At 73.1% G+C, this 23,999-nt stretch carries 17 protein-coding genes and 1 pseudogene; 8 read left to right on the forward strand and 10 right to left on the reverse strand.

The features are described 5' to 3' along the window. Positions 1-3: 3 nt before the first annotated feature. The 6 genes from OEIGOIKO_RS28890 to OEIGOIKO_RS28920 all read right to left on the reverse strand — a co-directional run bounded on the left by OEIGOIKO_RS28890 (position 4) and on the right by OEIGOIKO_RS28920 (position 10,032). Positions 4-792, reverse strand: coding sequence for a class I SAM-dependent methyltransferase (locus OEIGOIKO_RS28890; protein WP_125056490.1), 789 nt, complete (start codon positions 790-792; stop codon positions 4-6). Continuing rightward, positions 789-2,471, reverse strand: coding sequence for a condensation protein (locus OEIGOIKO_RS43110; RefSeq protein WP_246177576.1), 1,683 nt, complete (start codon positions 2,469-2,471; stop codon positions 789-791). The genes OEIGOIKO_RS28890 and OEIGOIKO_RS43110 overlap by 4 nt, the downstream gene beginning before the upstream one ends. Then, positions 2,468-6,910 (reverse strand): alpha-(1->3)-arabinofuranosyltransferase domain-containing protein, encoded by a 4,443-nt coding sequence (locus tag OEIGOIKO_RS28905; protein WP_125056491.1) that lies wholly within the window; start codon positions 6,908-6,910, stop codon positions 2,468-2,470. The genes OEIGOIKO_RS43110 and OEIGOIKO_RS28905 overlap by 4 nt, the downstream gene beginning before the upstream one ends. Continuing rightward, complete coding sequence (locus OEIGOIKO_RS28910) at positions 6,907-7,632, reverse strand: class I SAM-dependent methyltransferase (protein ID WP_125056492.1); 726 nt, start codon at positions 7,630-7,632, stop codon at positions 6,907-6,909. Before OEIGOIKO_RS28910 ends, OEIGOIKO_RS28905 begins: the two co-directional genes overlap by 4 nt. A 7-nt stretch (positions 7,633-7,639) precedes the next feature. Then, entirely contained in the window at positions 7,640-8,875 is a 1,236-nt protein-coding gene (locus tag OEIGOIKO_RS28915) for a glycosyltransferase family 4 protein (RefSeq protein ID WP_125056493.1), read from the reverse strand. A gap of 209 nt (positions 8,876-9,084) precedes the next feature. After that, on the reverse strand, positions 9,085-10,032 hold the full coding sequence (locus OEIGOIKO_RS28920) for a PorA family protein (protein ID WP_125056494.1): 948 nt from the start codon (positions 10,030-10,032) through the stop codon (positions 9,085-9,087). Between the two features lie 279 nt (positions 10,033-10,311). Here OEIGOIKO_RS28920 and OEIGOIKO_RS41865 point away from each other — a divergent pair, with 279 nt between their 5' ends. Both OEIGOIKO_RS41865 and OEIGOIKO_RS28925 read left to right on the forward strand, forming a co-directional pair. After that, positions 10,312-10,455 (forward strand): hypothetical protein, encoded by a 144-nt coding sequence (locus tag OEIGOIKO_RS41865; RefSeq protein WP_170251898.1) that lies wholly within the window; start codon positions 10,312-10,314, stop codon positions 10,453-10,455. 14 nt (positions 10,456-10,469) lie between these two features. Further along, positions 10,470-11,705 carry a helix-turn-helix domain-containing protein gene (locus OEIGOIKO_RS28925; protein WP_125056495.1) on the forward strand — a complete coding sequence of 412 codons (1,236 nt, stop codon included), beginning with the start codon at positions 10,470-10,472 and terminating at the stop codon, positions 11,703-11,705. On the opposite strand, the gene OEIGOIKO_RS28930 is transcribed toward OEIGOIKO_RS28925, so the two are convergent. Next, positions 11,671-12,699, reverse strand: a complete 1,029-nt coding sequence (locus tag OEIGOIKO_RS28930) for a GntR family transcriptional regulator (RefSeq protein WP_125056496.1) — start codon at positions 12,697-12,699, stop codon at positions 11,671-11,673. The two genes, OEIGOIKO_RS28925 and OEIGOIKO_RS28930, sit on opposite strands and share 35 nt — an antisense overlap. 169 nt (positions 12,700-12,868) lie before the next feature. On the opposite strand from OEIGOIKO_RS28930, the gene OEIGOIKO_RS28935 reads away from it, so the two are divergent. After that, positions 12,869-14,533, forward strand: a complete 1,665-nt coding sequence (locus OEIGOIKO_RS28935; protein ID WP_125056497.1) for an MFS transporter — start codon at positions 12,869-12,871, stop codon at positions 14,531-14,533. On the opposite strand, the gene OEIGOIKO_RS28940 is transcribed toward OEIGOIKO_RS28935, so the two are convergent. The 3 genes from OEIGOIKO_RS28940 to OEIGOIKO_RS28950 all read right to left on the reverse strand — a co-directional run bounded on the left by OEIGOIKO_RS28940 (position 14,520) and on the right by OEIGOIKO_RS28950 (position 16,579). Next, positions 14,520-15,326 (reverse strand): maleylpyruvate isomerase family mycothiol-dependent enzyme, encoded by an 807-nt coding sequence (locus OEIGOIKO_RS28940; protein WP_125056498.1) that lies wholly within the window; start codon positions 15,324-15,326, stop codon positions 14,520-14,522. The genes OEIGOIKO_RS28935 and OEIGOIKO_RS28940 overlap by 14 nt on opposite strands. Before the next feature lie 40 nt (positions 15,327-15,366). Continuing rightward, positions 15,367-16,005 (reverse strand): mycothiol-dependent nitroreductase Rv2466c family protein, encoded by a 639-nt coding sequence (locus OEIGOIKO_RS28945; protein ID WP_125056499.1) that lies wholly within the window; start codon positions 16,003-16,005, stop codon positions 15,367-15,369. 142 nt (positions 16,006-16,147) lie between these two features. Next, complete coding sequence (locus OEIGOIKO_RS28950; protein ID WP_125056500.1) at positions 16,148-16,579, reverse strand: MarR family winged helix-turn-helix transcriptional regulator; 432 nt, start codon at positions 16,577-16,579, stop codon at positions 16,148-16,150. A gap of 89 nt (positions 16,580-16,668) precedes the next feature. On the opposite strand from OEIGOIKO_RS28950, the gene OEIGOIKO_RS28955 reads away from it, so the two are divergent. From OEIGOIKO_RS28955 to OEIGOIKO_RS43115, 5 genes and pseudogenes are all read left to right on the forward strand, one after another. Then, entirely contained in the window at positions 16,669-17,691 is a 1,023-nt protein-coding gene (locus OEIGOIKO_RS28955; RefSeq protein ID WP_125056501.1) for an NADP-dependent oxidoreductase, read from the forward strand. A 94-nt stretch (positions 17,692-17,785) separates the two neighbouring features. Continuing rightward, complete coding sequence (locus OEIGOIKO_RS28960) at positions 17,786-18,214, forward strand: organic hydroperoxide resistance protein (RefSeq protein ID WP_031003443.1); 429 nt, start codon at positions 17,786-17,788, stop codon at positions 18,212-18,214. A 909-nt stretch (positions 18,215-19,123) separates the two neighbouring features. Continuing rightward, positions 19,124-20,158 (forward strand): LacI family DNA-binding transcriptional regulator, encoded by a 1,035-nt coding sequence (locus tag OEIGOIKO_RS28965; protein ID WP_125056502.1) that lies wholly within the window; start codon positions 19,124-19,126, stop codon positions 20,156-20,158. Continuing rightward, positions 20,155-21,906: a sugar ABC transporter ATP-binding protein gene (locus OEIGOIKO_RS28970; RefSeq protein WP_125056503.1), complete on the forward strand. Its 1,752-nt coding sequence runs from the start codon at positions 20,155-20,157 to the stop codon at positions 21,904-21,906. The genes OEIGOIKO_RS28965 and OEIGOIKO_RS28970 overlap by 4 nt, the downstream gene beginning before the upstream one ends. Further along, positions 21,896-23,994 (forward strand): annotated as a pseudogene (locus tag OEIGOIKO_RS43115) (ABC transporter permease/substrate-binding protein). Before OEIGOIKO_RS28970 ends, OEIGOIKO_RS43115 begins: the two are co-directional and overlap by 11 nt. Positions 23,995-23,999: the final 5 nt, after the last annotated feature.

The raw sequence follows: 23,999 nt of genomic DNA on the forward strand, positions 1-23,999 counted from the left end.
GCCCTACTCCCTTCTCCGGCGGGCATGGACGAGCAGGACGGAGGCCAGCGAAGGCAGCCGGCAGGCGGCGCGGTCCAGGGGCCGCAGCGGACGCGGCACGTCGTGGTACGGCGCGCCCGCGATCCGTACGACCTCGAAGCCGCAGGCCGGCAGGAAGCCGCGCAGGGCGCGGGCGGTGTAGAGGCGCAGATGGCCGACGACCTGGGTACCGGGCCGTCCGTGGATGCCGCGCATGCTCACCTCCGAGAAGACGGGCTGGACCCCCGCGAGCAGGAGTCCACGGTTGTACCAGGCAGCGAGATTGGGGGTGGAGAGCATCAGGTGACCGCCGGGACGCAGGACCCGGCGCAGTTCGTCGAGGGCCGCGTCGGGGTCGACGAGGTGCTCGATGACCTCGCTGAAGAGGACGGCGTCGGCACCGCCGTCCGCGAACGGCAGCCCGTGGTCGCCCAGTTCACCCCGTACGGCGTACGGAACCCGGGCCGCCGCGCGGCGCAGCGCGTCCTGTGACCAGTCGACGCCGACGATGCGGTGGCCGGGGAGGGCGGTGGCCGCGATGGCGGCGGCGCTCCCGTCGCCGCAGCCGACGTCCAGGACGGTGGCCGGGGGCGCGCCGGGACGTACCGGTCCCAGGGCTCGGGCCAGCATCAGCGCCTGGCGGTGGCTCCGGGCGTCACCGGAGGCGACGGGGACGGCGGGGTTTTCGTAGAACTCCCGGAGTGTGGGCGGTGGTTCGCGGTCCGCTGTGGCCTGCGGAGCGCCGTCCCGGGTCGTGGTGGTCTGCCGGGTCACGGGGCGGTTCCTTCCGGGCGGTCCGTGTGGTCCGGGTGGTCCGGGCGGTTTGTGCGGTCCGTGTGGTCCGGGCGGTTTGGGTGATCCGGGTGATCCGGGTGGTCCGTACGGTCTGTGTGGTCCGGGTGGTCTTCTCCGGCCGGTGGTGTCCAGGAGGTGGCCGCGAGCGACCGGGCGAAGAGGGTGCCCAGACGGGCGCCCGCCTCGTCGTCCAGGAGTGCGTGCGACCAGCGCAGCGCCAGCTGGATGCGCCCGCCGACGGAGACGGTGGTGACGGTCAGGCCGCGTGGCATCCGGGCCGGGGCCGAGAACCACACGGCGGTGGGGCGTCCCGCGTCCCCGAAGTCGAGCGGATAGGGGATGCGGCCGATGTTGGACAGCAGCGTGGTGGACGCCAGGGGCGCGGCGGCGGTGCGCAACGCCCGGGTGAGGACGCCGCGCGCGCCGACCGGGAGCACCGGCGCGGTCAGCAGCGCTGCGCCGAGGCCGAGTTGAGAGCCGGGCGCGGCCTTCAGGGAACGGGTGCGGGCAGCGGTGCGCCGCAGCAGCCGGGCGACCGCCGCCGGGTCGGGAGGGTCAGCCGTGAGCAGCGCCGCGTCCTGCTTCTCCTCCGGGCCGAAACCGACGGAGACCAGCCGGGTGCCGTTGCCGATGGGCATGTCCGTACCGCGTGGGCGGTCGTCCACCGGCATGGTCACGACGACGGGGGCGCTCGGCCGTCCGTGGACGTGGTTCCAGCGGGCCACCATCAGGCAGGTGGCGACGAGCAGCTGGTCGTTGACGGTGAAGGCGGCGACGCCGCCGACCCGGGGTGGCCGGGCCGGAACGGGCAGCTCGGTGATGAGCATCCCGTTGCCCCGGGTGTCCGAGCCACCCCGAGCGCCCGAATCACCCCGGGTGCCCGAGCTACCCCGGGTGTCCGAGCCACCCCGAGCGCCCGAACCACCCCGGGTGCCCGAGCCGCCCCGGCCGTCCGCGCTCCGGGGCCCGCGTTCGGCGGCGATCCGTACCGGCCGGGCCAGGCGGTGCCCGCCGAGCGGCGGCGTGTCCGGAAGAGCGCCACCCGTGGCGGCCCCGGGCGCGCGGACGGGCGGTGGCGCCGGGGAGTTGTCGGCGCCCCCGTAGAGCTGGGCGGCGGTGGCCAGTACCCGCAGGCAGGCCGGACCGTCCAGCGCGGTGTGGTTGATGGTGACGAGCAGTACGGTGCCGCCGTTCGCCGCTCCCTTCCCGCCTTCGTCCCCGCCCCCGTCCGGCCCCCGCTCGACGACCTCCAGACGTACCGGCGGCGAGGCGTCCAGCGGCGGGCAGTCGGCCAGAGCCCGCTCCCGGGCGCGTTCGAGGGCGTCCGGGCCCGGTGGCGGGAAGACGACCGGGTCCACGTCCGGCACGCCGGTCAGCTCCCACGCGTACCGGCGCCGCCACCAGCGGTGCGGAGCCTGGCGCATCAGGATGCGGGGGTGTCGGCACAGCGCCTCCCGGAAGGCCGCCCGCAGCCGGTCGGGGTCCGGCCTTCCGGGCAGGTGCACCTCGATGTGCACGGTTTCCGGTTCGTCGTCCGTGAGGCAGTGCCGGGTGATCTCGTCGACTACCGGGAACGGGATGCGCCGTACGGTCCGGTCCGCCGCGCCGGGCGGCCCGTCCCCGGCCGGTCCCCGTCGTGCCGGCTGCAGTGCGGTCATCGAGTGGGTTCCTCCCCGCTCCGGTCCGGTGAAGTGCCGTCAGGTGGCGAGTCTTTCGGTGGGGTGGCGCTCGGCAGAGTGTCGCTCGGGGGCGCGTCGCCCGAGGGCGGCTCGCCGCGTGGCGGCTCGCCGCCCGAAGGCGCCGCGCTCTCCGACGCCACGCCACGCCGTCGCCGGCGTCTGGGCAGCGGCGGTGCCGGCGGCCCCGACGCCACCGGCCCGGAGACCGGCGGCATGGCTACCGTTTCCGCTTCCTCCGCCAACTCCGCCTCTCCCCGAGGCCCCGCCCCGCCTCCCGCCCGCGCCCCGCGCCGCCCCCACGAACCGGGCACCGTCACCACCGCGGCCGCCAGCGCCAGCAGGGCCAGCGCCTGCGCCGTGGCGCTGAAGGCCCCGGCGTCGGCGGCGGCCGGTTCGCCCGCGCCGAGTGCCGCCGTGACGCCGGCGCCCACCATGGCCAGCAGCGCGACCGGCACGAGGACCCCCGGCCGGAACCGGGCCGCAAGCGCCAGCAGCGGCACGATCACGGCGTACGGCCCGGCGGCCAGCGCCACGACCACGGTGAGGACGACGACGCCCAGCACCCAGGAGGGCGCGGGCGGCGCCTGCGGTTCCGGTGGCGTACGCGGTGTGCGGCGTATCAGGGCGGAGCCGATGAGTACGGCGATGCCCAGCGCGCCGCCGAGCAGCCCGAGATCGTACGTCGTGGCGGGCGCGTACGAGAGTTTCACGAGCCCGCCCCTGCCCGCCGGGACCAGGAAGCCCTGCTGCCAGCCGTCGAGCCGGACCGGCGACAGTTCGCGGCCGTCGAGCGTCGCGTGCCAGCCGGCGTTGGCGTTCTCGTACATCTGGAGGTACGCGGCGGCACCGGTGCCCACCCGCACCGACCGCTGGTCGCCCGCCCAGTCCTGCGCCGTCACCGTCCGCCGCTCGCTCGCGGGCGCGGGGGCGCTGCCCCGGCTGAGGGTGACGTCCGTCAGCGCCAGCGGACCCTGGTCGCCGGCCTCCACCTGGTGCTGCCCGGAGGGGAGTTCGAGGTTCCCGTCGCGTGCTTCGCCCGCGCACAGTTCGACATCGACGGGCCGGCGCTCGGTCAGGTCGCGGACATATCCGGAAGCCTTGGTGGCGTGCAGGGTGCCGTCCACGGCCAGCGGCGGGCCCTGGCCGCACGCCAGCGAGAACCGGTCGGCGGCCGAGGGGGGCGGGGTGCGGAGCGCGTCCAGGGCCGGGATGTAGACCTCGCTGAGGCCGACGGGCAGTTGGAGGGCCTGGTCGGCGACCGGGTTGTGGACGGTGAGTTCCTTGACCTTGCTGATGGTGATGTCGAGGCGGTCGGTGGTGATGGGGTCGAAGCGGGCCTGGCCGTTCTCGTCGACCCCGGCGGTCGCGGCCCCGTCGGGGGAGTTGACCAGGATCTGTTCGGGGCGGGTGGAGATGCCGCCCGCCGCGGCCAGCACGATCTGGCCGACGGCCCGCTTGCCCGGCCAGCGCAGGTGCAGGGTCGGTTTGTCGCCCGCGATCCAGGCGGTGGTCAGGTCGCCGTCGACGAGGTTGCGGGGGCTGAGCGAGCGGCCGGAGCCGAAGCTGGTGGAGTCGGCGGTGGCGGTGATGCGTTCCTTCCGCTGTGGGGCCACGCGGTCCAGCAGTTGGTCGAGTTCCGGCCCCGGTACGGCCACGGCCTTGGCCGCCACCGCGTACGACGCGCTCGCGCCCGTACGGAACTGGCGGTGCAGCCCGACCTCGGCGGAGACCGGCGAGAGGCCGCCGGGGTCGCTGCCGCGGTGCAGGGAGTACGTGGCGGACGGCGCCGTGGACTTCTCGTCGTCCGTGGGGAGTTGCAGCAGCCGGGTGACCTGCACGTCCGGTACGGACACCTCGGAGAAGCCCGCGCCGGAGAGTCCGGCGCGCGGCGTCTGCGACCCGGTGATGGTGATCTTCAGCCACTTCGCGACCCCGGCGGGTGCTCTGACCTGCTGCTTCGTGCCGTTGGTCAGTAGTTGGCTCTCGATGCTGCCCCGATCGGTCTGGACGCGTACGGAGGTCGGCGCCGCCCGCATGCCGTCGCCCGGCAGCGGTGTCAGCCCGATCTCGGACGGTACGGACGTGGGCCGGGTGAAGCCGATCCGCAGCCACTGGCCGACCGGTTCGCCCGCGCTGCCCTCGGCCCAGCCGGTGTCCGGGTTCCCGTCGAAGGCGTGCACCGGGTCGTACTGCGGCAGGTGGAACAGCCAGTTGCCGCTGCTGGAGGCGGTGACGGAGGCGGCGCCGCGCAGTACCCCGGTGGTCTGGTGGCCGATGCCCTCGGAGGGCAGGATCTGCCGCGGCGGGCGTCCGGGGTCCTGGACGCTGTCCGGGTGATTCTTCTCCCCGGGCGTGTACGTGTACGACGTGTTGGAGTTGACCAGTCCGAACCGGGTGTCGGCACGGCGCAGCCCGTCGCCGGTCAGCTGGAGCGGCGGGGTGCCGACGCCCGGGTGGTTGTCGCCGGTCAGCACGGCCGGCCGGTGGCGCAGCGTGGGGTCGGCGGACAGCGGGAGCAGTGCCTCCGGCCCTCCGCTGACCTGCGCGGTGTCCGACACGGGCTGGGCGGTGACCGGGCCGGGGCGCGGGGTGTCCACCGGTTCGTAGATCTCCACCGAGCGCTGGCGCGGGTACAGGCCCTGGATCTGTACGGGGGTGTCGGGAGCGATCTTGCCGTCCGTGGTCAGCGGCCCGAACGCGGCGACCCGGCGGTAGCCGGACGCCTCCAGGGTGCGTTTGACGGTCTGTGTCGGTAGGTAGCCGATCTGGTCGGGGTCGAGATCGTTGCGGACGACGACGTCGTACAGACCCGCCCGCCCCAGGAAGTCGCGCAGCCCCGGTACTTCGGAGCCGGACAGCAGCGCCTGCTCGACGGCGTCCAGGGCGCGCCGTACGCCGGGCGTCCCGAACGGCACGTAGTCGCGCTGCGCCCACCGGGAGCGGGCGAGCACGTCCAGGGGCTGGTCGATCGGGGAGCCCCAGGTGTAGATGCCGTGCGCGGTGGCGGGGACGACGAGGGCGCGGTTGTCGGGGGTGTTCTTCTTCAGCCAGTCGGCGGTCCGCTCCCAGGCGTTCGGCAGCTTCTTGAAGGCGCCGGGCTGGAGGACGGTCCCGTTGAGGAACGGGAGGGCGAGCGCGGGCAGGGTCAGCAGCGCGACGACCAGCGGGATACGGCGGCGTCCGGGGATGCGCCGGGTGCCGCGCCGTTCACCGGCCACCCCGACGAGGTGCGCCAGACCGAACGCGAGGGCCAGCGCCAGGCCCGGCCCGAACTTGTAGATGTTGCGGAACGGCCGCAGCCAGCCGTCGAGCCAGTCCTGCCACAGCCCGTGGAACGGGCCGCCCAGCGCACCGGCGTACCCGGTGAGGCAGATACCGGCCACCACCAGCACCGTCAGCAGCAGCCAGCGCCGCTCCGGCGTGTCCCGGCGGGCGAGCCCGGCCAGCCCCAGCGCGGCGGCCAGCGCCGAGCCGAGGATCGCGACGACACCCGCCGCCATGGTCCAGCCGGCCGGCAGCCAGGGTTCGCCGAAGTTGAGGTAGCCGGTCCAGTTGCCGGCGCCGCGCAGCAGTTCGGTCGCCGACATGGTGCCGGTCGTGGTGTTGGCCTGCTCGATGTACGGCATGAAGTCCTCGCCGTACACCCCGAGCAGCAGCAGCGGTACGGCCCACCACGCGGTCGCCAGGACGACGCCCGGTATCCACCACACGAGCAGCGTCCTGCGCCGGGCGCCCGTACGCGACAGCACGTACAGCAGGACGGGCAGCAGCGACGCCAGTGTGGATGCTGCGTTGACGCCTCCCATGAAGGGGATGAGCAGCGCAGAGCGGGTGGCGGCCAAGCGCGCGGGCGCGCGGTGGTTGGTCAGCGGCAGCAGCACCCAGGGGAGCAGCGCGCCCGGCAGCGCGGCGGCGGACGTGGAGCCGACGACCATGGTGAACGTCGGCCACAGCGCGTACGCGGCGGCGGCGAGCAGCCGGGACGGCGGCGTGCCGACGCGCAGCCGTTCGGCCAGCCGCAGCGCTCCCCAGAAGGCGGTGGTGACGATCAGCGACATCCACAGCCGCTCGGCGAGCCACACCGGCAGGTGCACGAGGTCCGTCAGCGCGTAGTACGGCAGGGACGGGAAGGCGTAGCCGACATACTGGTCCGTGATGCCGCCGAAGCCCGCCCGGTCGTGCCACAGCTGTCCCAGGTCGCTCAGGAACCGCCAGGGGTCGGTGGTCACCCCCAGCTTCGTCTCGAAGGTCATCTTCCCGGCGGACGGGGCGAGGAAGAGCACGAAGGTGACGGCCCAGAACGCCAGTAGCCAGCGCCGGGACCGCGGCGGCCCGGGCGGCGGCGCGCCCGGCGCGGACGCCGGGGTGCCTCCGGCGTCCGGCGATCCCGGTGAGCTGGACACGAGCGTCTGGGTCATGGCAACCGCCGCAGGATGAGGAGGAGGTTCCAGGTGGCTACTTCACGTACGCCCGGCAGGCGCGGGATCGTTTCGGCGAGGAACGGCGCGTACCGGGAGCGGGCCGTCACGATCCACACGTCGTCCCGCCGCCTGATCTGGCGCAGCGTCCGGCCGACGTGCAGCGCGAACAGGTTCTCCCCCAGGGTGTGCTTGGCGGCCCGGCCGGTACGCCGCCGGTAGCGCTCGCGGGCCCGCCGGGCGCCCAGGTAGTGCCAGGGCGCCGTCTCGTGCCCGCCCCAGGGGGACAGCCAGTTGGTGAACGACAGGTAGATCAGACCGCCGGGCCGGGTGATCCGCACCAGCTCGCTGAGAAAGGTCTGCGGGTCCGCCACGTGCTCCAGGACGTTGGAGGAGAAGCAGATGTCGGCGGTGCCGTCGGCCATCGGGAGGAGATAGCCGTCGGCGAGCACCGCGCCGCCCGGTGGACGGCCGCGCGCGGACAGCTCGCGCAGGTCGGGCTCGAAGAGGTAGCCGTGCGCGCCGCGGCGCCGGAACTCCTCGGTGAAGTGCCCGCTGCCGCCGCCGATGTCCGCCACGACCCGGCCCTTCAGCGGCTCGTACCGCTCGATCTGGTCGGCGGCGTCCCGGGCGAGCAGGCCGTAGCAGTGCTCGGGGTCGTGCTGCTCGCGCAGGAAGGCGCGGAAAAGGGTGAGAGATCTGCGCAGGGAAGGGTCCCGCACCTCAGCATCACCGCCCGGCGGGGAGGTCGAGGTGCGCCTCGGCGTACGACTCGGCCGCCACGGACCGGAAACTGCGGACGGTGGCGCTCCACCGGAAGCGCGCGGCACGCTGCGCGGCGGCGGCGCCCAGCGCTTGCCGGCGCGGGTGGCTGAGCGTCAGCGTGCACCAGTGCGCGGCGAAGGAACTCTCGCCGCGCGCCAGCAGCCCGGTCACCCCGTCGTCCACCGAGTCGCGCAGGCCGGGGATGTCGAACCCGACGGCAGGAGTGTGCCGGGCGGCTGCCTCCATGACGACCAGACCCCAGCCCTCGACCAGCGACGGGTGCAGCAGCAGCCAGGCGCGGCAGAGGAGTTCGTGCTTGTCCTGCTCGCTGATCCGGCCGGTGAAGTGCACGTCCGGACCCGCCATGGCCGTCAGCCGGTCGCGCTCCGGGCCGTCGCCGACGATCACCAGCCGGCCGCCGGTGACCGGCCGTACCCGCTCCCACAGGCGCAGCAGCAGATCGACGCGCTTGTACTCGACCAGCCGCCCCATGGCCAGGAACAGCGGCTCCGGCGCCTCGGGCAGCAGCGGCCCCGGCTCCTCCACACCGTTGTGCACCAGCCGGATACGCTCCCGCTCCACCCCGAGGCCGCGCAGCGCGGTGGCGGTCGAGCCCGACACGGCGACCATGAGGTTGCCGCGGTGGGTACCGGCCAGCGCCCAGTGCTCCAGCCGCCGGCCGAGCCGGGCGGCGGGCGCGGGGTAGCGCATCCCCCACAGGTCCGTGTGGACGTGGTTGACCAGGCAGAGTGTCGGTCCGGTGTGCCACAGGGGCGCCAGGTACGGCATCCCGTTGCAGACCTCGACCAGCAGGTCGCACGCGCCGACCCGGCGGCTGAACTGCCGTCGCACCCGGAGGAAGTGACCGGCGTCGCCGCCCGCGGAGACCACCCGGTAGCCGCGGTCCGCCGCGGGTCCGCCGCACAGCAGGGTGACCTCGTGGCCGTGCGCGGTCAGGCCCTCGGCGATGCGGTCGACGAGCAGTTCGGAGCCGCCGGCGGCGGGATTGCCCAGGTCGCGGCGGGCGAGGAAGACGATGCGGCGGGGGAGTGGGGGTGTGGGGTGTTCGGAGTGCTCGGAGGTGGCTGGTGGGGCCGCACGGGTGGGTGGTGCGGGGCGTGCGAGCGGTTCGTGGCGTGCGGGTGGTTCGTGGCGTGCGGGTGGTGCGGCGGACAAGGACGGTCGTACGTGCTGGGGCATGTGCGCTCCAACTCGTCTCAGGGTGCGGTACCAGTGGTGTGGGGGGATGTACTGCGTACTGAGTCGTGCGGACCTGCCGGCCTGGGGCCGCGAACGGGGACGCGGGTGGGTGAGCTGGATAGTTTTCGCCGCCCTGTTCGATGCGGCTACTCACCGGCGTGACAATTTCCGCCCCGGTTTCGCCTGACGCCTCATCACTTCGCGCAGGATCAGCTGAACCGCCGCCTCCCGCGCACCACCAGCACCACCCCGAAAAGCGTCAATCCGCCGCCCGCCACGGCGGCCGCGAGCGGTGCCGTCTCGCCGACCGTCTTGAGCTTGGTGCTGTCCGCGTCCGCCAGCGCCACCTGCGTGCGCTGGGTCGCGGGCGTGAATTCCAGCCCCGACCCGCGCAGCAGCGTCACCGCGTCGGTCCGTGCCCCGGGCGCCCGCAGCGTCTTGTGCGGCGAGATCGACGCGTTGATGATCCGGCCGGTGCGCGGCTCGACGACCATCTCGATCCCGCTGTTCGCGTACCACTCCTCGGCCTGCACCTGGCCCTGCGCCGGCCGCCCGACCAGCCGCCCCGGCACCTGCCGGCTGCCCGTCCTGGTGGGCGCGACGGTCCCCGTGAAGCGATACCCCTCGTACCCCTGTACGTGCTTGGTGCCGGCGAAGCGGAGCGGGACCGCGGCGCCCAGGGTGTTGTCCCACCAGCGATAGGTCCGGCGCTGCACGTCGAAGGGGAATTTCAGGTACGCGTCCCCTTCGAAGCGGGTCGGCGCCTCCTTGCAGCAGTGCACCGGTGCGTTGGTGCGCCGGTCGGTGACCCACCGTTCCAGCGTCCACTGGAACGCCTTGCGCGGGTCCTTGAGCTCCAGTGTCACCGGGGTGTCGACGGTCGTGGACACGTCCCACACGGCCCGCCCGCTGCGCTCGCTCTCCGCCACGTCCCCCAGTACGTGCCGGGTGATGGTGATCTTCTGCCGGTTCTTCGTGCGCAGCGTCCCGGTGTCGAAGTAGCTGCCGGTGCCGGTGAAGACGGTGGTCGCGTCGATGTCCACCGGGGTGCGCTGGGCGCGCGGTGCGACGTACCAGGCGAGCATCGGGGCGAGCACCAGGAGGAAGACGCCGAGTCCCAGCAGGACCAGGGAAAAGGGTGAGGCGGTCTTACGCATACGGGCACTCCTGAGGGCGGCGGGGGCAGTGCACGTGCGGCGTGGCGGTGGTCCGGGTGAACGGGCGGGAACCGTAGGCGCATCCTTGACATGCCGTCAATGCCCCCACACACTCGGCAGGCACCGCGGCCGCCGCGGCCCGGCGCCCTGCCGGCGCGGTACGGCACCGCGGCCGCCGCCGTGCGGTCCCGCGTGCGCCCGAGGCCGTCCGCGGACCGGGCCGGGCCGGTGCGCCGCGCAACCCTCGACGTACCTGCCACCGAAGGGGCCCGCCGCGCCATGCACAGACTGCTCGCCGCCGTACTGACCGCGCTGGGCGCCGCCGCCCTGGCCGTAGGCGCGTCCCTCGGCATCGTCGCCGCCCTGGACGCCACGCCGGAGCAGCCGAACGTGCCCTTGGTGACCTTCGACCGGACGCCTTAGGGGAGGCCGCAGGCGTGGTGGAGACGGTCCGCTCGGCCTGGCGCGACGTGCCCCCGGCGCAGGTACGGGAGTTCGCCGCGCGCGCTCTGGACGAGGTGCCGGCACTGGCACAGCGCATCCTGGCGGAGATCCGTCGCGAGTATCCGCAACTGCCCTTGACCCTTGACGAGTGCGGCGAGCCGCGCGCGCTGGTAGGCATCCGGCAGTCGCTGGAGCACTTCGTGGAGCACATGTCCGCAGGCCTGGACAGTCCACACGTACACCCGCGCATCTTCCAGGAGTTCGGCCGTGGCGCGGGCATCCAGGGCCGCAGTCTGGATGCCCTGCAAGCCATCTACCGGCTGGGCGTACGGCTGGCCTGGCGGCGGCTGGCCGAAATCGGCCAGCAGGTGGCGATTCCGGCCCCGGCCATGTACGAACTGGCCGAATCGGGTTTCGAGTACCTGGACGGGCTGGTCGCCGAATCGGTACGCGGCTTCGCCGAGGCCGCGGCCCGCCAGGCGGGCGAACGGCTGCGGCACCAACGCCGCCTCATGGAGCAGCTGTTCGCGGTCGGAGCACGCGCGCACACGGCCCCCGCGCTCACCGACCGCGCCGCCAGGATCGGCTGGGCACTGCCCGCACAGGTCGCCGTGGCCGTACTGCTGCGCCCCGCCCGCGAGTCCGTCGCACCCGCCGTCGGTACGGACGTCCTCCTGGACATGGAGTGCGAACGGCCCCGCATGGTGGTGCCGGAGCCGGACGCCGCCGGTCGAAGGGAACTGCTCCAGCGCGCCACGGCGGGGTGGTCGGGCGCGCTCGGCCCGGCCGTACCGCTGGCGCACGCGGCGAAGTCGCTGCGCTGGGCGAACACCGCGGTGGATCTGATCGAGCGGGGCCTGCTGCCCGCCGGGCAGCTGCTGCACTGCACCGATCACACCGAGGCGCTGGTCCTCCTGCCGCCTGAGGAACTGATCGAGGACCTGACCCGGCGGCGGCTGGAACCCCTGGCGCACTGCGGGCCCACCCACGGCCGTCGGCTGGCCGAGACCCTCCTCGCCTGGCTGGAGACGCGCGGCGGCGCGCCCGAGGTGGCCGCCCGGCTCGGCGTCCACCCGCAGACCGTCCGCTACCGGCTGCGCCAGATACGCGAGCTGTGGGGCGACGAGGTGGACGATCCGGACCGCCGCTTCGAACTGGAACTGGTGCTGCGGGCCCGGCGGCTGCGCGGCGAACTCAGGGTGCCGGGCGGCCCGTCCAGCCGTCGTTGAACACCTCGAAGCCGTCCAGCAGCCGGGCCAGCCCGAACTCGAACATCGCGTCCAGTCGCAGCGTCCCCGCGTCGTCCTCGTCACCGATGCCCGCGTACATGGGGAACGCACCGGATTCGAGGATCCGCTCGTACTCCGGCTCCAGCGACGCCATCCACTGCTCCTGGTCCATGCCGGTCTGCTGCTCGGCCTCCAGGTCTTCCTCCAGGGCGACCGCCGTGCCGCGTACGTGGTTGAGCAGCGTCAGGGCCAGCCGCAGCTTGGTCAGCGGGTCGAACCGGGTCGCCGCGCCCATGGTCCACTCGATGAGGATCATCGCGTGCGGCATCGGCTGCGGACGGGTGATCGACAGCCACTGGGCGACCCACGGATGCCGCTGGTACAACTGCCACTGGAGACGGGCCCCGGCCTCCATCCGCGCGCGCCAGTGCCGCGGCGCCGGGTCGGGCAGCTCGATCTCGGCGAAGGTGGCGTCCGCCATCAGCATGACCAGCTCGTCCTTGTTCGCCACATGACGGTAGAGCGCCATGGAGGAAGCGCCGAACTCGGCGGCCACGCGGCGCATCGACAGCGAGCGCAGCCCTTCGGCGTCGGCGATCCGGACACCGGCCCGGACGATGCGGTCGCGGCTGAGGGAGGGGGGCCGGCCGGCGGCCTGGTCGTCACCGGGCGGGAGGGCGTGCCGACCGCCGCCGGAACCAATGTTGCCGCGCGGCCGGGGCGCGGGGTCCCCGGCCGCGCTCGCACCGGGGTCCGCGACCACCGTTCCCACCCCCGGCACGGCCCGGACCAGACCCTCCTGGCGCAGTGTCGTGAGGACCTTGGTCGCGGTCGCCATCGCCACCCCCCACTCCTGGGTGATCCGCCGCGTCGAGGGCACGCGGTCGCCCGGGGACAGTTCTCCCGCGTCGATACGCCGCCGGAGCTCCGCGACGATCCGGCGATACGGAGGGGTGGCCGAACGGTTCGCGGCGGGGCTGGCTGAACGGTCCATGGCGGCGGCCTCCGGGCTCTCCGTACTAGTGCACCAAGGGGCTGTGAGAGTAGCAAGACCGCGACGGCGCCGGTGGGAGCGGTCCAGGTGCACTAGTGTGATGCATGTCCAAGTGCCCTGTCGTGTCTGGGGTTTGCGCTGTAAGCGCGCCCTGCCTACCTTCCTGGCTATGACGTTTACACCGTATGCACCGCCACCCCGCGCCGGGCGCCGCGAGTGGACGGCCCTGGTCGTCCTCCTGCTGCCGTGCCTGCTCGTCTCGATGGACGTCTCGGTGCTCTACTTCGCCGTACCGTTCCTCTCCGCCGAACTCGCGCCCAGCGGCGTCGAACAGCTGTGGATCCTCGACGTCTACGGCTTCGTCCTGGCCGGGCTCCTGATCACCATGGGCGCGCTCGGCGACCGCATCGGCCGCCGCAGGCTGCTGCTCACCGGTGCCGTCCTGTTCGGCGTCGCCTCGGCCCTGGCCGCCTACGCGCAGAGCGCCGGCATGCTCATCGCGGCCCGCGCGGTGCTCGGCGTCGGCGGCGCCACCCTCATGCCGTCCACCCTGGCCCTGATCCGCAACCTCTTCCACGACGCCGGACAGCGCGGCAAGGCCGTCGCGATCTGGTCCGGCGGCATGATGGGCGGCATCGCGCTCGGTCCGGTGCTCAGCGGGGTGCTGCTGGAGCACTTCTGGTGGGGCTCGGTCTTCCTGATCAACGCTCCGGCGATGGTGCTGCTGCTCGTGGCCGGACCCCTGCTGCTGCCCGAGTTCAAGAACCCGGCGGCGGGCCGCTTCGATCTGCCGGGCTCGCTGCTCTCCCTGGCGGCGATGCTCCCGGTCGTCTACGGCATCAAGGAGTTGGCCCGCGACGGCTTCGAGGCGCTGCCCGTACTGGCCGTCGCGGCCGGACTGCTGGCCGCCGCCGCGTTCGTACGCCGCCAGCGCACCGCCCGGCACGCGATGCTGGATCTGGAACTCTTCCGCCACCGCGGCTACTCGGGCTCCGTCCTGATGAACCTGCTGGCGATGTCCGCACTGGTCGGCAGCGCGGTCTTCTTCACCCAATACCTCCAGTCCGTACGCGGCATGAGCCCGCTGGAAGCCGCCCTGTGGAACGTCGTACCGACCGTCGCGGTCGGCGGCATGGCCCCGGCCGCCACCGCCCTCGCCCGCCGCGTGGACCGGGCGTTCGTCATCGCCGGAGGCTTTCTGGCCGCCGCCGGAGGGTTCCTGTGGGTGTCCCGGGTGGCGGCGGAGACTCCGCTCTGGATCGTGCTCCTGGGTGCCGGCGTCTACGCGGCGGGGCTGGTCATGGTGATGTCGCTCGGCACCGAACTGGCCCTCGGCGTCGCCCCGCCGCAGCGCGCGGGCTCGGCCTCCGCCCTCCTGGAATCCGGCTCCGAACTGGGCGGTGCCCTGGGCCTGGCGCTTCTGGGCACCCTCGGCAGCACCGTCTACCGTGGCACCGTCGACGGCGCCGTCCCCGATGGGCTGCCCGCGGGCGCGGCGGACACCGTACGGGAAACCCTGGCCGGAGCTGCGGCAGTCGCGGGAGAACTGCCGGGGCAGGCAGGGGAGGCGCTGCTCACCGCGGCCCGTACGGCGTTCCTCGACGGTCTGCACGCGGTGCTGCTCGGGGCGGCGGCCGTGATGGCCCTGGGCGCACTGCTGGCCGCGGGGCTGCTCAGGGGCGTACGGATGCAGTCTCCGGAGCCGGGGGAGGAGGCGACCGGATGCAAGCCGGTCACGGGCAGGCGCGAGTCCGTCGCCCCCGTCACCGCTTCCCCTTCTGCTGCTTCCCCTTCTGCCCATGCCGATTCTCATCGCCCCATCACCCGAAGCTGACCCGCTCCAGCCAGGAGTCCAGCAGTTCCGCATCACCGCCGATCACCATGCCGGGGCTGCGGGCGGGCAGCCGGCGGTAGAGGACCAGCAGCAGGTCGGTCAGCGGGCCGCTGACGGTGACGGCGGCCTCCTCGCGCGGCGCGTGGCGCCAGGAGATGGCGGCACCCGTGAGGTCGACCAGCCAGTCGGCCGCCGTCCCCGGTGCCGTGCCACTGGCCCGGAAGCGCAGCGTGCGACCAGGGTGGCCGAGAAGTTCCCGCAGCTCCGGGCGGTGATCGAGGGTCTGCGGCTGTGCGACCAGTTCCAGCCACTCACCGAAGCAGTCGGCGGCGGTCTCCTCGCCGAGGGTGAACGGCGCGCCCTCGGCCAGGAACGCGTCGGCGCGGTGGACCGCCGTCTCGTTGGCCATCCGCCGGGCGAAGAACGCGGCCGCCGGGCCCAGCTGGGGGAGGGGCACCCAGGCTTCCGCGCTCGGCCCGGCGGTCCGCAGGGTCTCGGCCAGCAGGGCGGCTCCCTCGCCCAGCCAGCCGTCCAGCACGGCCGGGTCCTCGTCGGCGTACGGCGACAGATCGCGGAAGTGCCCGTCGGGCGGGGGCCTTTCCGTCCCGGTGCGGACGACCTCCTCGACCCAGCGGTGCGCACCGCCCAGATGTCGCAGCAGCTGGCCGACGTTCCAGCCGGGGCAGGAGGGGACCGGGGTTCTCAGCTGGGCCGCGCCCCGTACGAGCGACCTCAACAGGTCGGTCTGCGCGACGATTTCGGAGCAGTGGCGGTCGTACGTCGAAGCGTTCATGACGCCACGGTAAGTCCCGCCACTGACAACCGGCTTCGGGTCAGCTGAAGTCCAGGTCCCCCGTCCGCGTCCGCTTCAGCTCGAAGAACTTGTCGTAACCGGCGAGCAGCCGGGCACCGTCGAAGACGCGTACGGCGTCCTCGCCGCGCGGGATCGCCGTCAGCACCGGGCCGAAGAAGGCCACGCCGTCGATGTGGATGGTGGGCGTGCCGACCTCCTCGCCGACCGGGTCCATGCCCTCGTGGTGGCTCTTGCGCAGCGCGTCGTCGTACTCCGTGCTGTCGGCGGCAGCGGCCAGCTCCGCAGGCAGGCCGGCCTCGGCGAGTGCCTCCTCGATGACGGTGCCGTAGTCCTCACGGCTGTCGTTGTGCAGGCGCGTGCCGAGCGCGGTGTACAGGTCGCGCAGTACTTCCTCGCCGTGCTTCTGGGCGGCGGCGATGCACACCCGCACCGGCCCCCATCCCTTGGCCAGCAGCTCCCGGTACTGCTCCGGCAGCCCTTCACGGCCCTCGTTGAGAACGGACAGGCTCATCACGCGAAAGCGCAGGTCGATGTCGCGGTGGGCCTCCACCTCCAGGATCCAGCGCGAGGTGATCCAGGCGAACGGGCAGAGCGGGTCGAAGTAGAAGTCGACTGTGTGACGGGTGTTGTCCGGGGAAGACGCATTCTGAGCAGTCATGACGCCACGATAGTTCGCTTCGCAACTTCCGGCCGGGAGTTACGGCGGCGGCTTCCGGAGGGGGCACGTCCGGACGGGCGGCTTCCGGGGCGCGTCCGCCGACCGGCGGACGCGGACTCGCCTCCCGCCTCAGCCGGCCGGGCTACTCCGGTGTGACGCCCAGCATCCGCTGGAGCAGCTCCTTGAGCAGCGCGCGCTCCGCGACGGACAGCTCACCGAGCGGCTCGCGTGCGAAGTCCAGGGAGTCGCGGAGCTGCGCCGCCGTCGCCCGGCCCGTCTCGGTGGGGGCGGCCAGCTTGACCCGGCGGTCGGCCGGGTCCGGGCGGCGCTCGACCAGGCCGCGGGACTCCAGCCGGTCCACGATCCCGGTCACGTTCGACGGCTCGCACTTCAGGCTCAGGGCTATCCGGCGCATCGGCATCGGCTCGCGGGCGAGGAGGCCGAGAACGCGCGCCTGGGCGCCGGTGAGGGAATGCTCGGCCGCCGCGTGCTCGTACTCCTCGTGATAGCGGGCCACGACGGTGCCGATCAGCTCGACGACCTCGGCGGTCAGGTGGTCTGCGCGAGGAGTCATGACACCAGGGTAGCGAATTGCTTGACAACATGAAATATCGAGGAGCATTGTTGTTTCAGCACCTGAAGCATTTTTAGGAGGAGCAGCCCATGTCCGCACTGCCCACGTCCGCCCGCGAATGGCACCTCGTCGCCCGTCCGCACGGCTGGCCGAAGCCGGAGGACTTCGCGCTGCGCGAGGCCGCGGTCCCCGAGCCCGGCGAGGGGCAGCTCCTCGTCCGCAACCTGTACTTCTCCGTCGACCCGTACATGCGCGGCCGGATGAACGACGTGAAGTCCTACACCCCGCCCTTCAAGCTGGACGAGCCGATGGAGGGCGGCGCGGTCGGCGAGGTCGTCGCCTCCAACGCCGACGGCTTCGCGGTCGGTGACCACGTCCTGCACTTCAAGGGCTGGCGCGAGTACGCCGTGGTGGACGCCGCCAAGATCGCCAAGGTGGACGGTTCCCTGGCGCCCCTCTCCGCCTACCTGGGCGTGCTCGGCATGCCGGGCCTGACGGCCTACGCGGGCCTGCTGGAGGTCGCCTCCTTCAAGGAGGGCGACGCCGTCTTCGTGTCCGGCGCGGCCGGCGCGGTCGGCAGCGAGGTCGGCCAGATCGCCAAGCTCAAGGGCGCCTCCCGCGTCATCGGCAGCGCGGGCTCCGACGAGAAGGTCAAGCTGCTGACGGAGGAGTACGGCTTCGACGCCGCCTTCAACTACAAGTCCGACCGGTCCGTCAAGGAGCAGCTCCGGGACGCCGCCCCCGACGGCATCGACGTCTACTTCGACAACGTCGGCGGCGACCACCTGGAAGCCGCCATCGACTCGCTGAACGTGCACGGCCGGGTCGCCGTCTGCGGCATGATCTCGCAGTACAACGCCACCGAGCCGACCCCGGCGCCGCGCAACCTCGCGCTGGTCATCGGCAAGCGGCTGCGCATCCAGGGCATGCTCGTCGCCGACCACAGCCACCTCCAGGAGCAGTTCGTCTCCGAGGTCTCGGCCTGGGTGCGCTCGGGAGAGCTGAAGTTCAGCGAGACGAAGGTCGCCGGCATCGAGAACGGTTTCGAGGCGTTCGTCGGCCTGCTGCGCGGCGACAACACCGGCAAGATGGTCGTCGATCTCACGGACTGACCCGTTACGGAGCCGGTTGCGCCGGGCCACTAGGCTCGGCCCCAAGCCGTCGCGACCGTGGGCGCGAGTCGCGGCGAACCACAGGAGGATCTCTATGTCCATCCAGCCCGTAGACGTCGTCTACACCGCCGTCGCCACCGCGGAGAACGGCCGGGACGGCCGCGTCGCCAGCGACGACGGCAAGCTGGACGTCGTCGTCAACCCGCCCAAGGAGCAGGGTGGCAGCGGCGCCGGCACCAACCCCGAGCAGCTCTTCGCGGCCGGCTACAGCGCCTGCTTCCAGGGCGCGCTCAGCGTCGTCGCCCGCCGGGAGAAGGCGGACGTCTCCGGCTCCCGGGTGACCGCCAAGGTCGGCATCGGCAAGACCCCGTCCGGCGGCTTCGGCCTCACCGTCGAGATCAACGCCACCATCCCGAACGTGGACGAGGCCACCGCCAAGGACCTGGTCGAAAAGGCCCACCAGGTGTGCCCGTACTCGAACGCCACCCGGGGCAACATCGACGTCAAGCTCAGCGTCGGCTGACGCGAGGTCAGGGCTGAGGGCCGCACTCCTGCTCGGGGTGCGGCCCTCGACTCGTTCCGGCTGCTGTGGGGGTGCCTCCACGCCTTCGGCCGGGGTGTCGGTCGTCGAAGTGCCGGGGGCAGGAGCGTCGGGCGTAGGAGTGCCGGTCGCTCCGGAGGCTGCCCAGGGGCGGACTGTCCTGGAGTGGCCTGCCCAGGGGCGGCCTGCCCAGGGGCGGCCTGTCCTGGAGTGGCCTGCCCAGGGGCGGCCTGCCCGGGGGCGGCCCGCCCGGGGGGCCTTCTGGTTGCGCGCGCCCAAAGGCGTCCCGCGGCGGTTCGCCTTCCCGAGGCAGTTCGGTCCAGCCGATCAGCCCCAGGGCCTATCCGCCCCCAGGGTCGGCCAGCCTTCAGGGCCTATCCGCTCCCAAGGCTTTTCCGTCTTCAGGGCCTATCCGCCCCCCAGGGCCGATCAGCCTTCAGGACCTATCCGCCCCCAGGGCTGATCAGCCTTCAGGGCCGATCGGCCTTCAGGTCCGATCAGCTCCAAGCCCGATCCGCCCCCAGGGTCGGCCCACCCGCGCGAGTGTCAGGTTCGCGCCAATTTCGGTTCCGGCCGCGCTCTGGGGTGCCGTGCGGACAGTGGTTGACGTGATGGTGCGAGGCTTCCGGGGGGTGAGTGGCGGCAGAGTCGGGCCGCGTGTCGCCGCCCACCGTCATCCCACGGTCTCCTCTGCGCCCCCCACTGCCCCCTCCGTCGCCTCCGGCCCGCCTGTGACGCAGGCCACTCGTACACCATCTTGACGGCGATGGCGTGAAATCGATTACGTAAGCCCACACGAAATCGATTACACGCCGTTGTGCGATCGAGACGCCCCGCGCCGTGGTGTCCTCGACCTGCCTGCGCGGACCTGCACGGAAGGGCTGGGGCGGGATGGCGAAGATCAAGGATGTGGCCGAGCGGGCCGGGGTGTCCGTGGCGACCGTCTCCCGGGTGCTCAACGGGCGGAGTCCGGTGGCCGAGACGCGGGAACGGGTGCTCGCCGCCGTCGAGGCGCTCGGGTATCGGCCCAACAACGTCGCCCGCGCCCTGCGGACCGCCCGTACCGGCACGCTCGGCCTGGTCATCAGCGACCTGACCAACCCGTTCTTCACCGAGCTGGCCGATGCCGTCGAGGACGCCGCGCGCGGCCTCGGCTACAGCCTGATCATCGGTAACGCCGCCGAACGCACCGCCCAGCAGGACGACTACATCCGTACGCTGCTGGACCGCCGTATCGACGGCCTGCTGGTCAGCTCGGCCGGTACCGGCTCCGCGATGCTGCGCGAGGTCGTCGCCTCCGGCACGCCGCTGGTGCTGCTGGACCGGATCGTGCCGGGCGTCGACGCGCCGTGCGTACGGGCCGACGGCGCCGCGGCGCTCACCGACCTGGCCGCCCACCTCGCCGCCCTCGGCAGGCGCCGCCCCGCGATCATCGTGGCTCCGGCCGGCACACCGACCGGCGACGAGCGGCTGGAACTCTTCCGTACGGCGCTGGCCGCGCACGGCATAGCGCTGCCGGACGAGCGCGTCGGCTCCACGCCCGACCTCCAGCCCACCGGCGGCCGCCAGGTGATGCGGCGTCTCCTGGACCTGCCCGAGCCGCCCGACGCCGTACTGGCCACCGACAACCTGATGGCGCTCGGCGCGATGGACGAGCTCCGCGCACGCGGGCTGCGGGTGCCGGACGACATGGCGCTGGTCGTGTACGACGACGTGCCCTGGTTCGCACACATCGACCCGCCGCTCACCGCCATCGCGCAGCCCACCCGCGAGCTGGGCCGGGCCGCCCTGCACACCCTGCTGGAACGGATCGAGGGGCGCGCGCCCGGCTCCGTACTGCTGCCGGCCCGCCTCGTCACCCGCCGCTCCTGCGGCGAACCGGGCACCGCCCGTGAGGACACCCAAGAGGAGGAGGGCAGCGCATGACCGACGTCAACGACGACGTTCGGGACGACGCACCGACAGGCCGCGAACTGCTGCGCGTGGAGGGGGTGACGAAGACGTTCCCCGGCGTGCGCGCGCTGGACGGCGTGGACTTGAGCCTGCGCGCGGGCGAGGTGCACGTCCTGCTCGGCGAGAACGGCGCGGGCAAGAGCACCCTGATCAAAATGCTCTCCGGCGCCCACCGGCCCGACGCGGGGCGCATCCTCGCGGCCGACGCACCGACGGGCGATCACGGCGATCATGGCGATCACGTCGATGACGGAGGTCACAGCGGCCCCGCCCCGGCCGCCGCCACCCCCCGAGACACCCCTCCCGACGCTCTCCGCGAAGTGCACATCCGCACCGCCCAGGACGCCGAACGCCTCGGTATCGCCACCATCTACCAGGAGTTCAACCTCGTCCCCCGGCTGACCGTCGCGGAGAACATCTTCCTCGGCCGGCAGCCGCGCACGGCGCTCCGCCTGATCGACAAGAAGGCCATGCGGGCGCGCGCCGCCGACCTGCTGCGCCGGGTACGCCTGGACGTCTCCCCGGACACCCCGGTCGCCGAACTGGGCATCGCCCGCCTCCAGATGGTCGAGATAGCCAAGGCGCTGAGCCTGCGCGCCCGCGTCCTGATCATGGACGAGCCGACCGCCGTACTGACCTCCGAAGAGGTCGAGACCCTCTTCGGCATCGTGCGCGAACTGCGTGCCGACGGCGTGGGGATCATCTTCATCACCCACCACCTGGAGGAGATCGGCGCCCTCGGCGACCGCGTCACCGTACTGCGCGACGGCCGCTCGGTCGCCGAGGTCCCGGCCGGTACGGGCGAGGACGAGCTGATCCGCCTGATGGTGGGCCGGGACATCGCCGAGCAGTACCCGCGGCAGCGCCCGGACGGGCCCGGCGCGCCGCTGCTGCGCGTCCGCGGCCTGACCCGGCACGGCACCGACGGCGCACCCGTCTTCGAGGACATCGGCTTCGAGGTGCGGGCCGGTGAGGTCGTCGGCCTCGCGGGCCTGGTCGGCGCGGGCCGTACCGAGGTCGCGCGGGCGGTGTTCGGCGTGGACCGTTACGACGCCGGGAGCGTCGAGGTCGACGGGAAGGTGCTGGCCCCCGGCGACGTACGGGCCGCGATGCGCGCCGGGCTCGGCCTGGTCCCCGAGGACCGCAAGGGCCAGGGGCTGGTCCTGGACGCCTCCCTCCAGGACAACCTGACGCTGGCCCGGCTGGACCGCGACACCCGCGCCGGCCTGGTCGACCGGCGCGGCCAGCGCCGGGCGGCCGCCGAGGTGGCCGCCCAGCTGAAAGTACGGATGAGCGGTCTGGGGCAGCACGCCCGCACCCTGTCCGGCGGCAACCAGCAGAAGGTCGTCATCGGCAAGTGGCTGCTGGCCGACACCCGGCTGCTGATCCTGGACGAGCCGACGCGCGGCATCGACGTGGGCGCGAAGGTCGAGATCTACCAGCTGGTCAACGAGCTGACGGCAGCCGGCCGCGCGGTGCTGATGATCTCCAGCGATCTGCCCGAGGTGCTCGGTATGAGCGACCGGGTGCTGGTCATGGCCCAGGGGCGGCTCGCCGGTGAACTCTCCGGCGACGAGGCGACGCAGGACGCGGTGATGGAACTGGCGGTGCGGTCCGACGGCGGCGCGTCCGGACCGCACGGGACGGCCCCGCACACGACCTCGGGCACGACCCCGCACACGACGAACGAGAGCGCGAAGGAGGGCTCCGATGTCCGCTGATGTGAAGACGGGAGCGGCCGCCGAGGCGGTCGGCACCGCCCCGCCCGGTGACGGCTTCGGCCCGTGGTTCACCCGGGCCGTCCTGCGGAACGGCCCGCTGGGCGGGCTGATCGCCCTGGTCGTGGTCATGGCGATCCTGTCCGGGGACTTCCTGAACGGGCAGAACCTCCTCAACGTCGGCGTCCAGGCGTCCGTCACCGCCGTCCTGGCCTTCGGTGTCACCTTCGTGATCGTCTCGGCCGGCATCGACCTGTCGGTCGGCTCGGTGGCCGCCCTCAGCGCCACCGTGGTCGCCTGGGCCGCGACCGACGCGGGCCTGCCGGTGTGGGCCGCCGTCCTGCTGGGGCTCGCGCTCGGCGCGGCGGCCGGTCTGGTCTCCGGCGCGCTGGTCGCGTACGGGAAGCTGCCCGCCTTCATCGCCACTCTCGCGATGCTCTCCGTCGGCCGCGGCCTCGCCCTGGTGATCACCGGCGGCACGCCGATCCCCTTCCCGGCCTCGGTCAGCAGGCTGGGGGACACGCTGGGCGGCTGGCTGCCCGTCCCGGTCCTGGTCATGATCGCGATGGGGCTGGTGGCGGCACTGGTCCTCAACCGGACGTACGCGGGCCGCACGATGTTCGCCATCGGCGGCAACGAGGAGGCCGCCCGGCTCTCCGGCATCGACGTCAAGCGCCGCAAGCTGGTGATCTACGCGATGTCCGGACTGTTCGCGGCGGTCGCGGGCATCGTCCTCGCGGCCCGGCTGACCTCCGCCCAGCCGCAGGCCGCTGTCGGCTACGAACTCGACGCCATCGCCGCCGTCGTGATCGGCGGCGCCAGCCTCTCCGGCGGCTCCGGCAAGGCGTCCGGCACCCTCATCGGCGCCCTGATCCTCGCCGTGCTGCGCAACGGCCTGAACCTGCTGAGCGTCTCGGCGTTCTGGCAGCAGGTGGCGACCGGCCTGGTCATCGCGCTGGCGGTGCTCCTGGACACGCTGCGGCGCCGGAGCGCGCGATGAGGCGGCGTACGGGGCCGCTCGGCGGCGGTACGCCCGGTGGGGGGACGGGCTCGTTCGGCAAGCGGCGTACGGGGCCGCTCGACGCCGGTACGCCCGGCAGGAGCGCGGGCTCGTTCCGCAAACGGCGTACGGGTCTGCCCGCGAGCTGTACGCCCGTCAGGGGCACCGGCTCGTTCCGCAACCGTACGGGCCTCCTCGGCGCGGCCGTCCTGGCCGGGGCCCTCGCCCTGTCCGGCTGCGACCGCGGCGGCGACACCGACCTGGGGCTGGCCCTCTCCACCCTGAACAACCCGTTCTTCGTCGCCGTCCGGGAGGGCGCGCAGGCCGAGGCGGACCGGCGCGGCCTGCACATCAACATCACCGACGCGCAGAACGACCCCATGCAGCAGATCAACCAGATGGAGACGTTCACCAGCCAGGACGTCAAGGCGGCGATCATCAACCCGGTGGACTCCGACGCCGCCGTGCCGGCCGTCGGGGTCGCCAACCGGGCGGACGTGCCGGTGATCTCCCTCGACCGCGGCGTCAACGGCGGCCGGGTCGGCACGGCCATCGCCTCCGACAATGTCGCCGGCGGCCGGCTCGCCGCGAAGACGCTGGCCGAGTCGCTCGGCGGCAAGGGCAAGGTGGCCTTCCTGGAGGGGCAGCCCGGCACCTCGGCCGCCCGGGAGCGCGGGCAGGGCTTCGAGGAGGGCATCAAGGCGTATCCGGGCATCGAGGTGGTGGCGCGGCAGCCCGCCGACTTCGACCGGGCCAAGGGCATGGACGTGATGTCCAATATGCTCCAAGTACACCGGGACATCGGCGGCGTCTTCGCGGCCAACGACGAGATGGCGCTCGGCGCCGCCAAGTCGCTGGGCGCCCGGGCGGGCAAGGACGTGAAGATCGTGGCGTTCGACGGGACGCCGGAGGGCGTCGCGGCGGTACGCGGCAAAACGCTGACCGCCACGGTCGCCCAGCAGCCCAGGCTGCTGGGCAGGCAGGCCGTGACGCAGGCGCTCAAGGCGGCGCGCGGCGAGCGGCTGCCGCAGCAGGTGAAGGTGCCGGTGGTCCTGGTGACCGGCAAGAACGCGGCGGAATTCGATGGGTGAGAAGC

Source organism: Streptomyces paromomycinus (assembly GCF_003865155.1).
Taxonomy (GTDB): domain Bacteria; phylum Actinomycetota; class Actinomycetes; order Streptomycetales; family Streptomycetaceae; genus Streptomyces; species Streptomyces chrestomyceticus.

Coding starts and splice junctions, on each gene's coding strand:
- OEIGOIKO_RS28940 (WP_125056498.1), bottom strand. CDS start 15,326: ATGAACGCTTCGACGTACGACCGCCACTGCTCCGAAATCGTCGCGCAG.
- OEIGOIKO_RS43110 (WP_246177576.1), bottom strand. CDS start 2,471: ATGACCGCACTGCAGCCGGCACGACGGGGACCGGCCGGGGACGGGCCG.
- OEIGOIKO_RS28905 (WP_125056491.1), bottom strand. CDS start 6,910: ATGACCCAGACGCTCGTGTCCAGCTCACCGGGATCGCCGGACGCCGGA.
- OEIGOIKO_RS28945 (WP_125056499.1), bottom strand. CDS start 16,005: ATGACTGCTCAGAATGCGTCTTCCCCGGACAACACCCGTCACACAGTC.
- OEIGOIKO_RS28965 (WP_125056502.1), top strand. CDS start 19,124: ATGGCGAAGATCAAGGATGTGGCCGAGCGGGCCGGGGTGTCCGTGGCG.
- OEIGOIKO_RS28960 (WP_031003443.1), top strand. CDS start 17,786: ATGTCCATCCAGCCCGTAGACGTCGTCTACACCGCCGTCGCCACCGCG.
- OEIGOIKO_RS28955 (WP_125056501.1), top strand. CDS start 16,669: ATGTCCGCACTGCCCACGTCCGCCCGCGAATGGCACCTCGTCGCCCGT.
- OEIGOIKO_RS28915 (WP_125056493.1), bottom strand. CDS start 8,875: ATGCCCCAGCACGTACGACCGTCCTTGTCCGCCGCACCACCCGCACGC.
- OEIGOIKO_RS28970 (WP_125056503.1), top strand. CDS start 20,155: ATGACCGACGTCAACGACGACGTTCGGGACGACGCACCGACAGGCCGC.
- OEIGOIKO_RS28920 (WP_125056494.1), bottom strand. CDS start 10,032: ATGCGTAAGACCGCCTCACCCTTTTCCCTGGTCCTGCTGGGACTCGGC.
- OEIGOIKO_RS28935 (WP_125056497.1), top strand. CDS start 12,869: ATGACGTTTACACCGTATGCACCGCCACCCCGCGCCGGGCGCCGCGAG.
- OEIGOIKO_RS28930 (WP_125056496.1), bottom strand. CDS start 12,699: ATGGACCGTTCAGCCAGCCCCGCCGCGAACCGTTCGGCCACCCCTCCG.
- OEIGOIKO_RS41865 (WP_170251898.1), top strand. CDS start 10,312: ATGCACAGACTGCTCGCCGCCGTACTGACCGCGCTGGGCGCCGCCGCC.
- OEIGOIKO_RS28950 (WP_125056500.1), bottom strand. CDS start 16,579: ATGACTCCTCGCGCAGACCACCTGACCGCCGAGGTCGTCGAGCTGATC.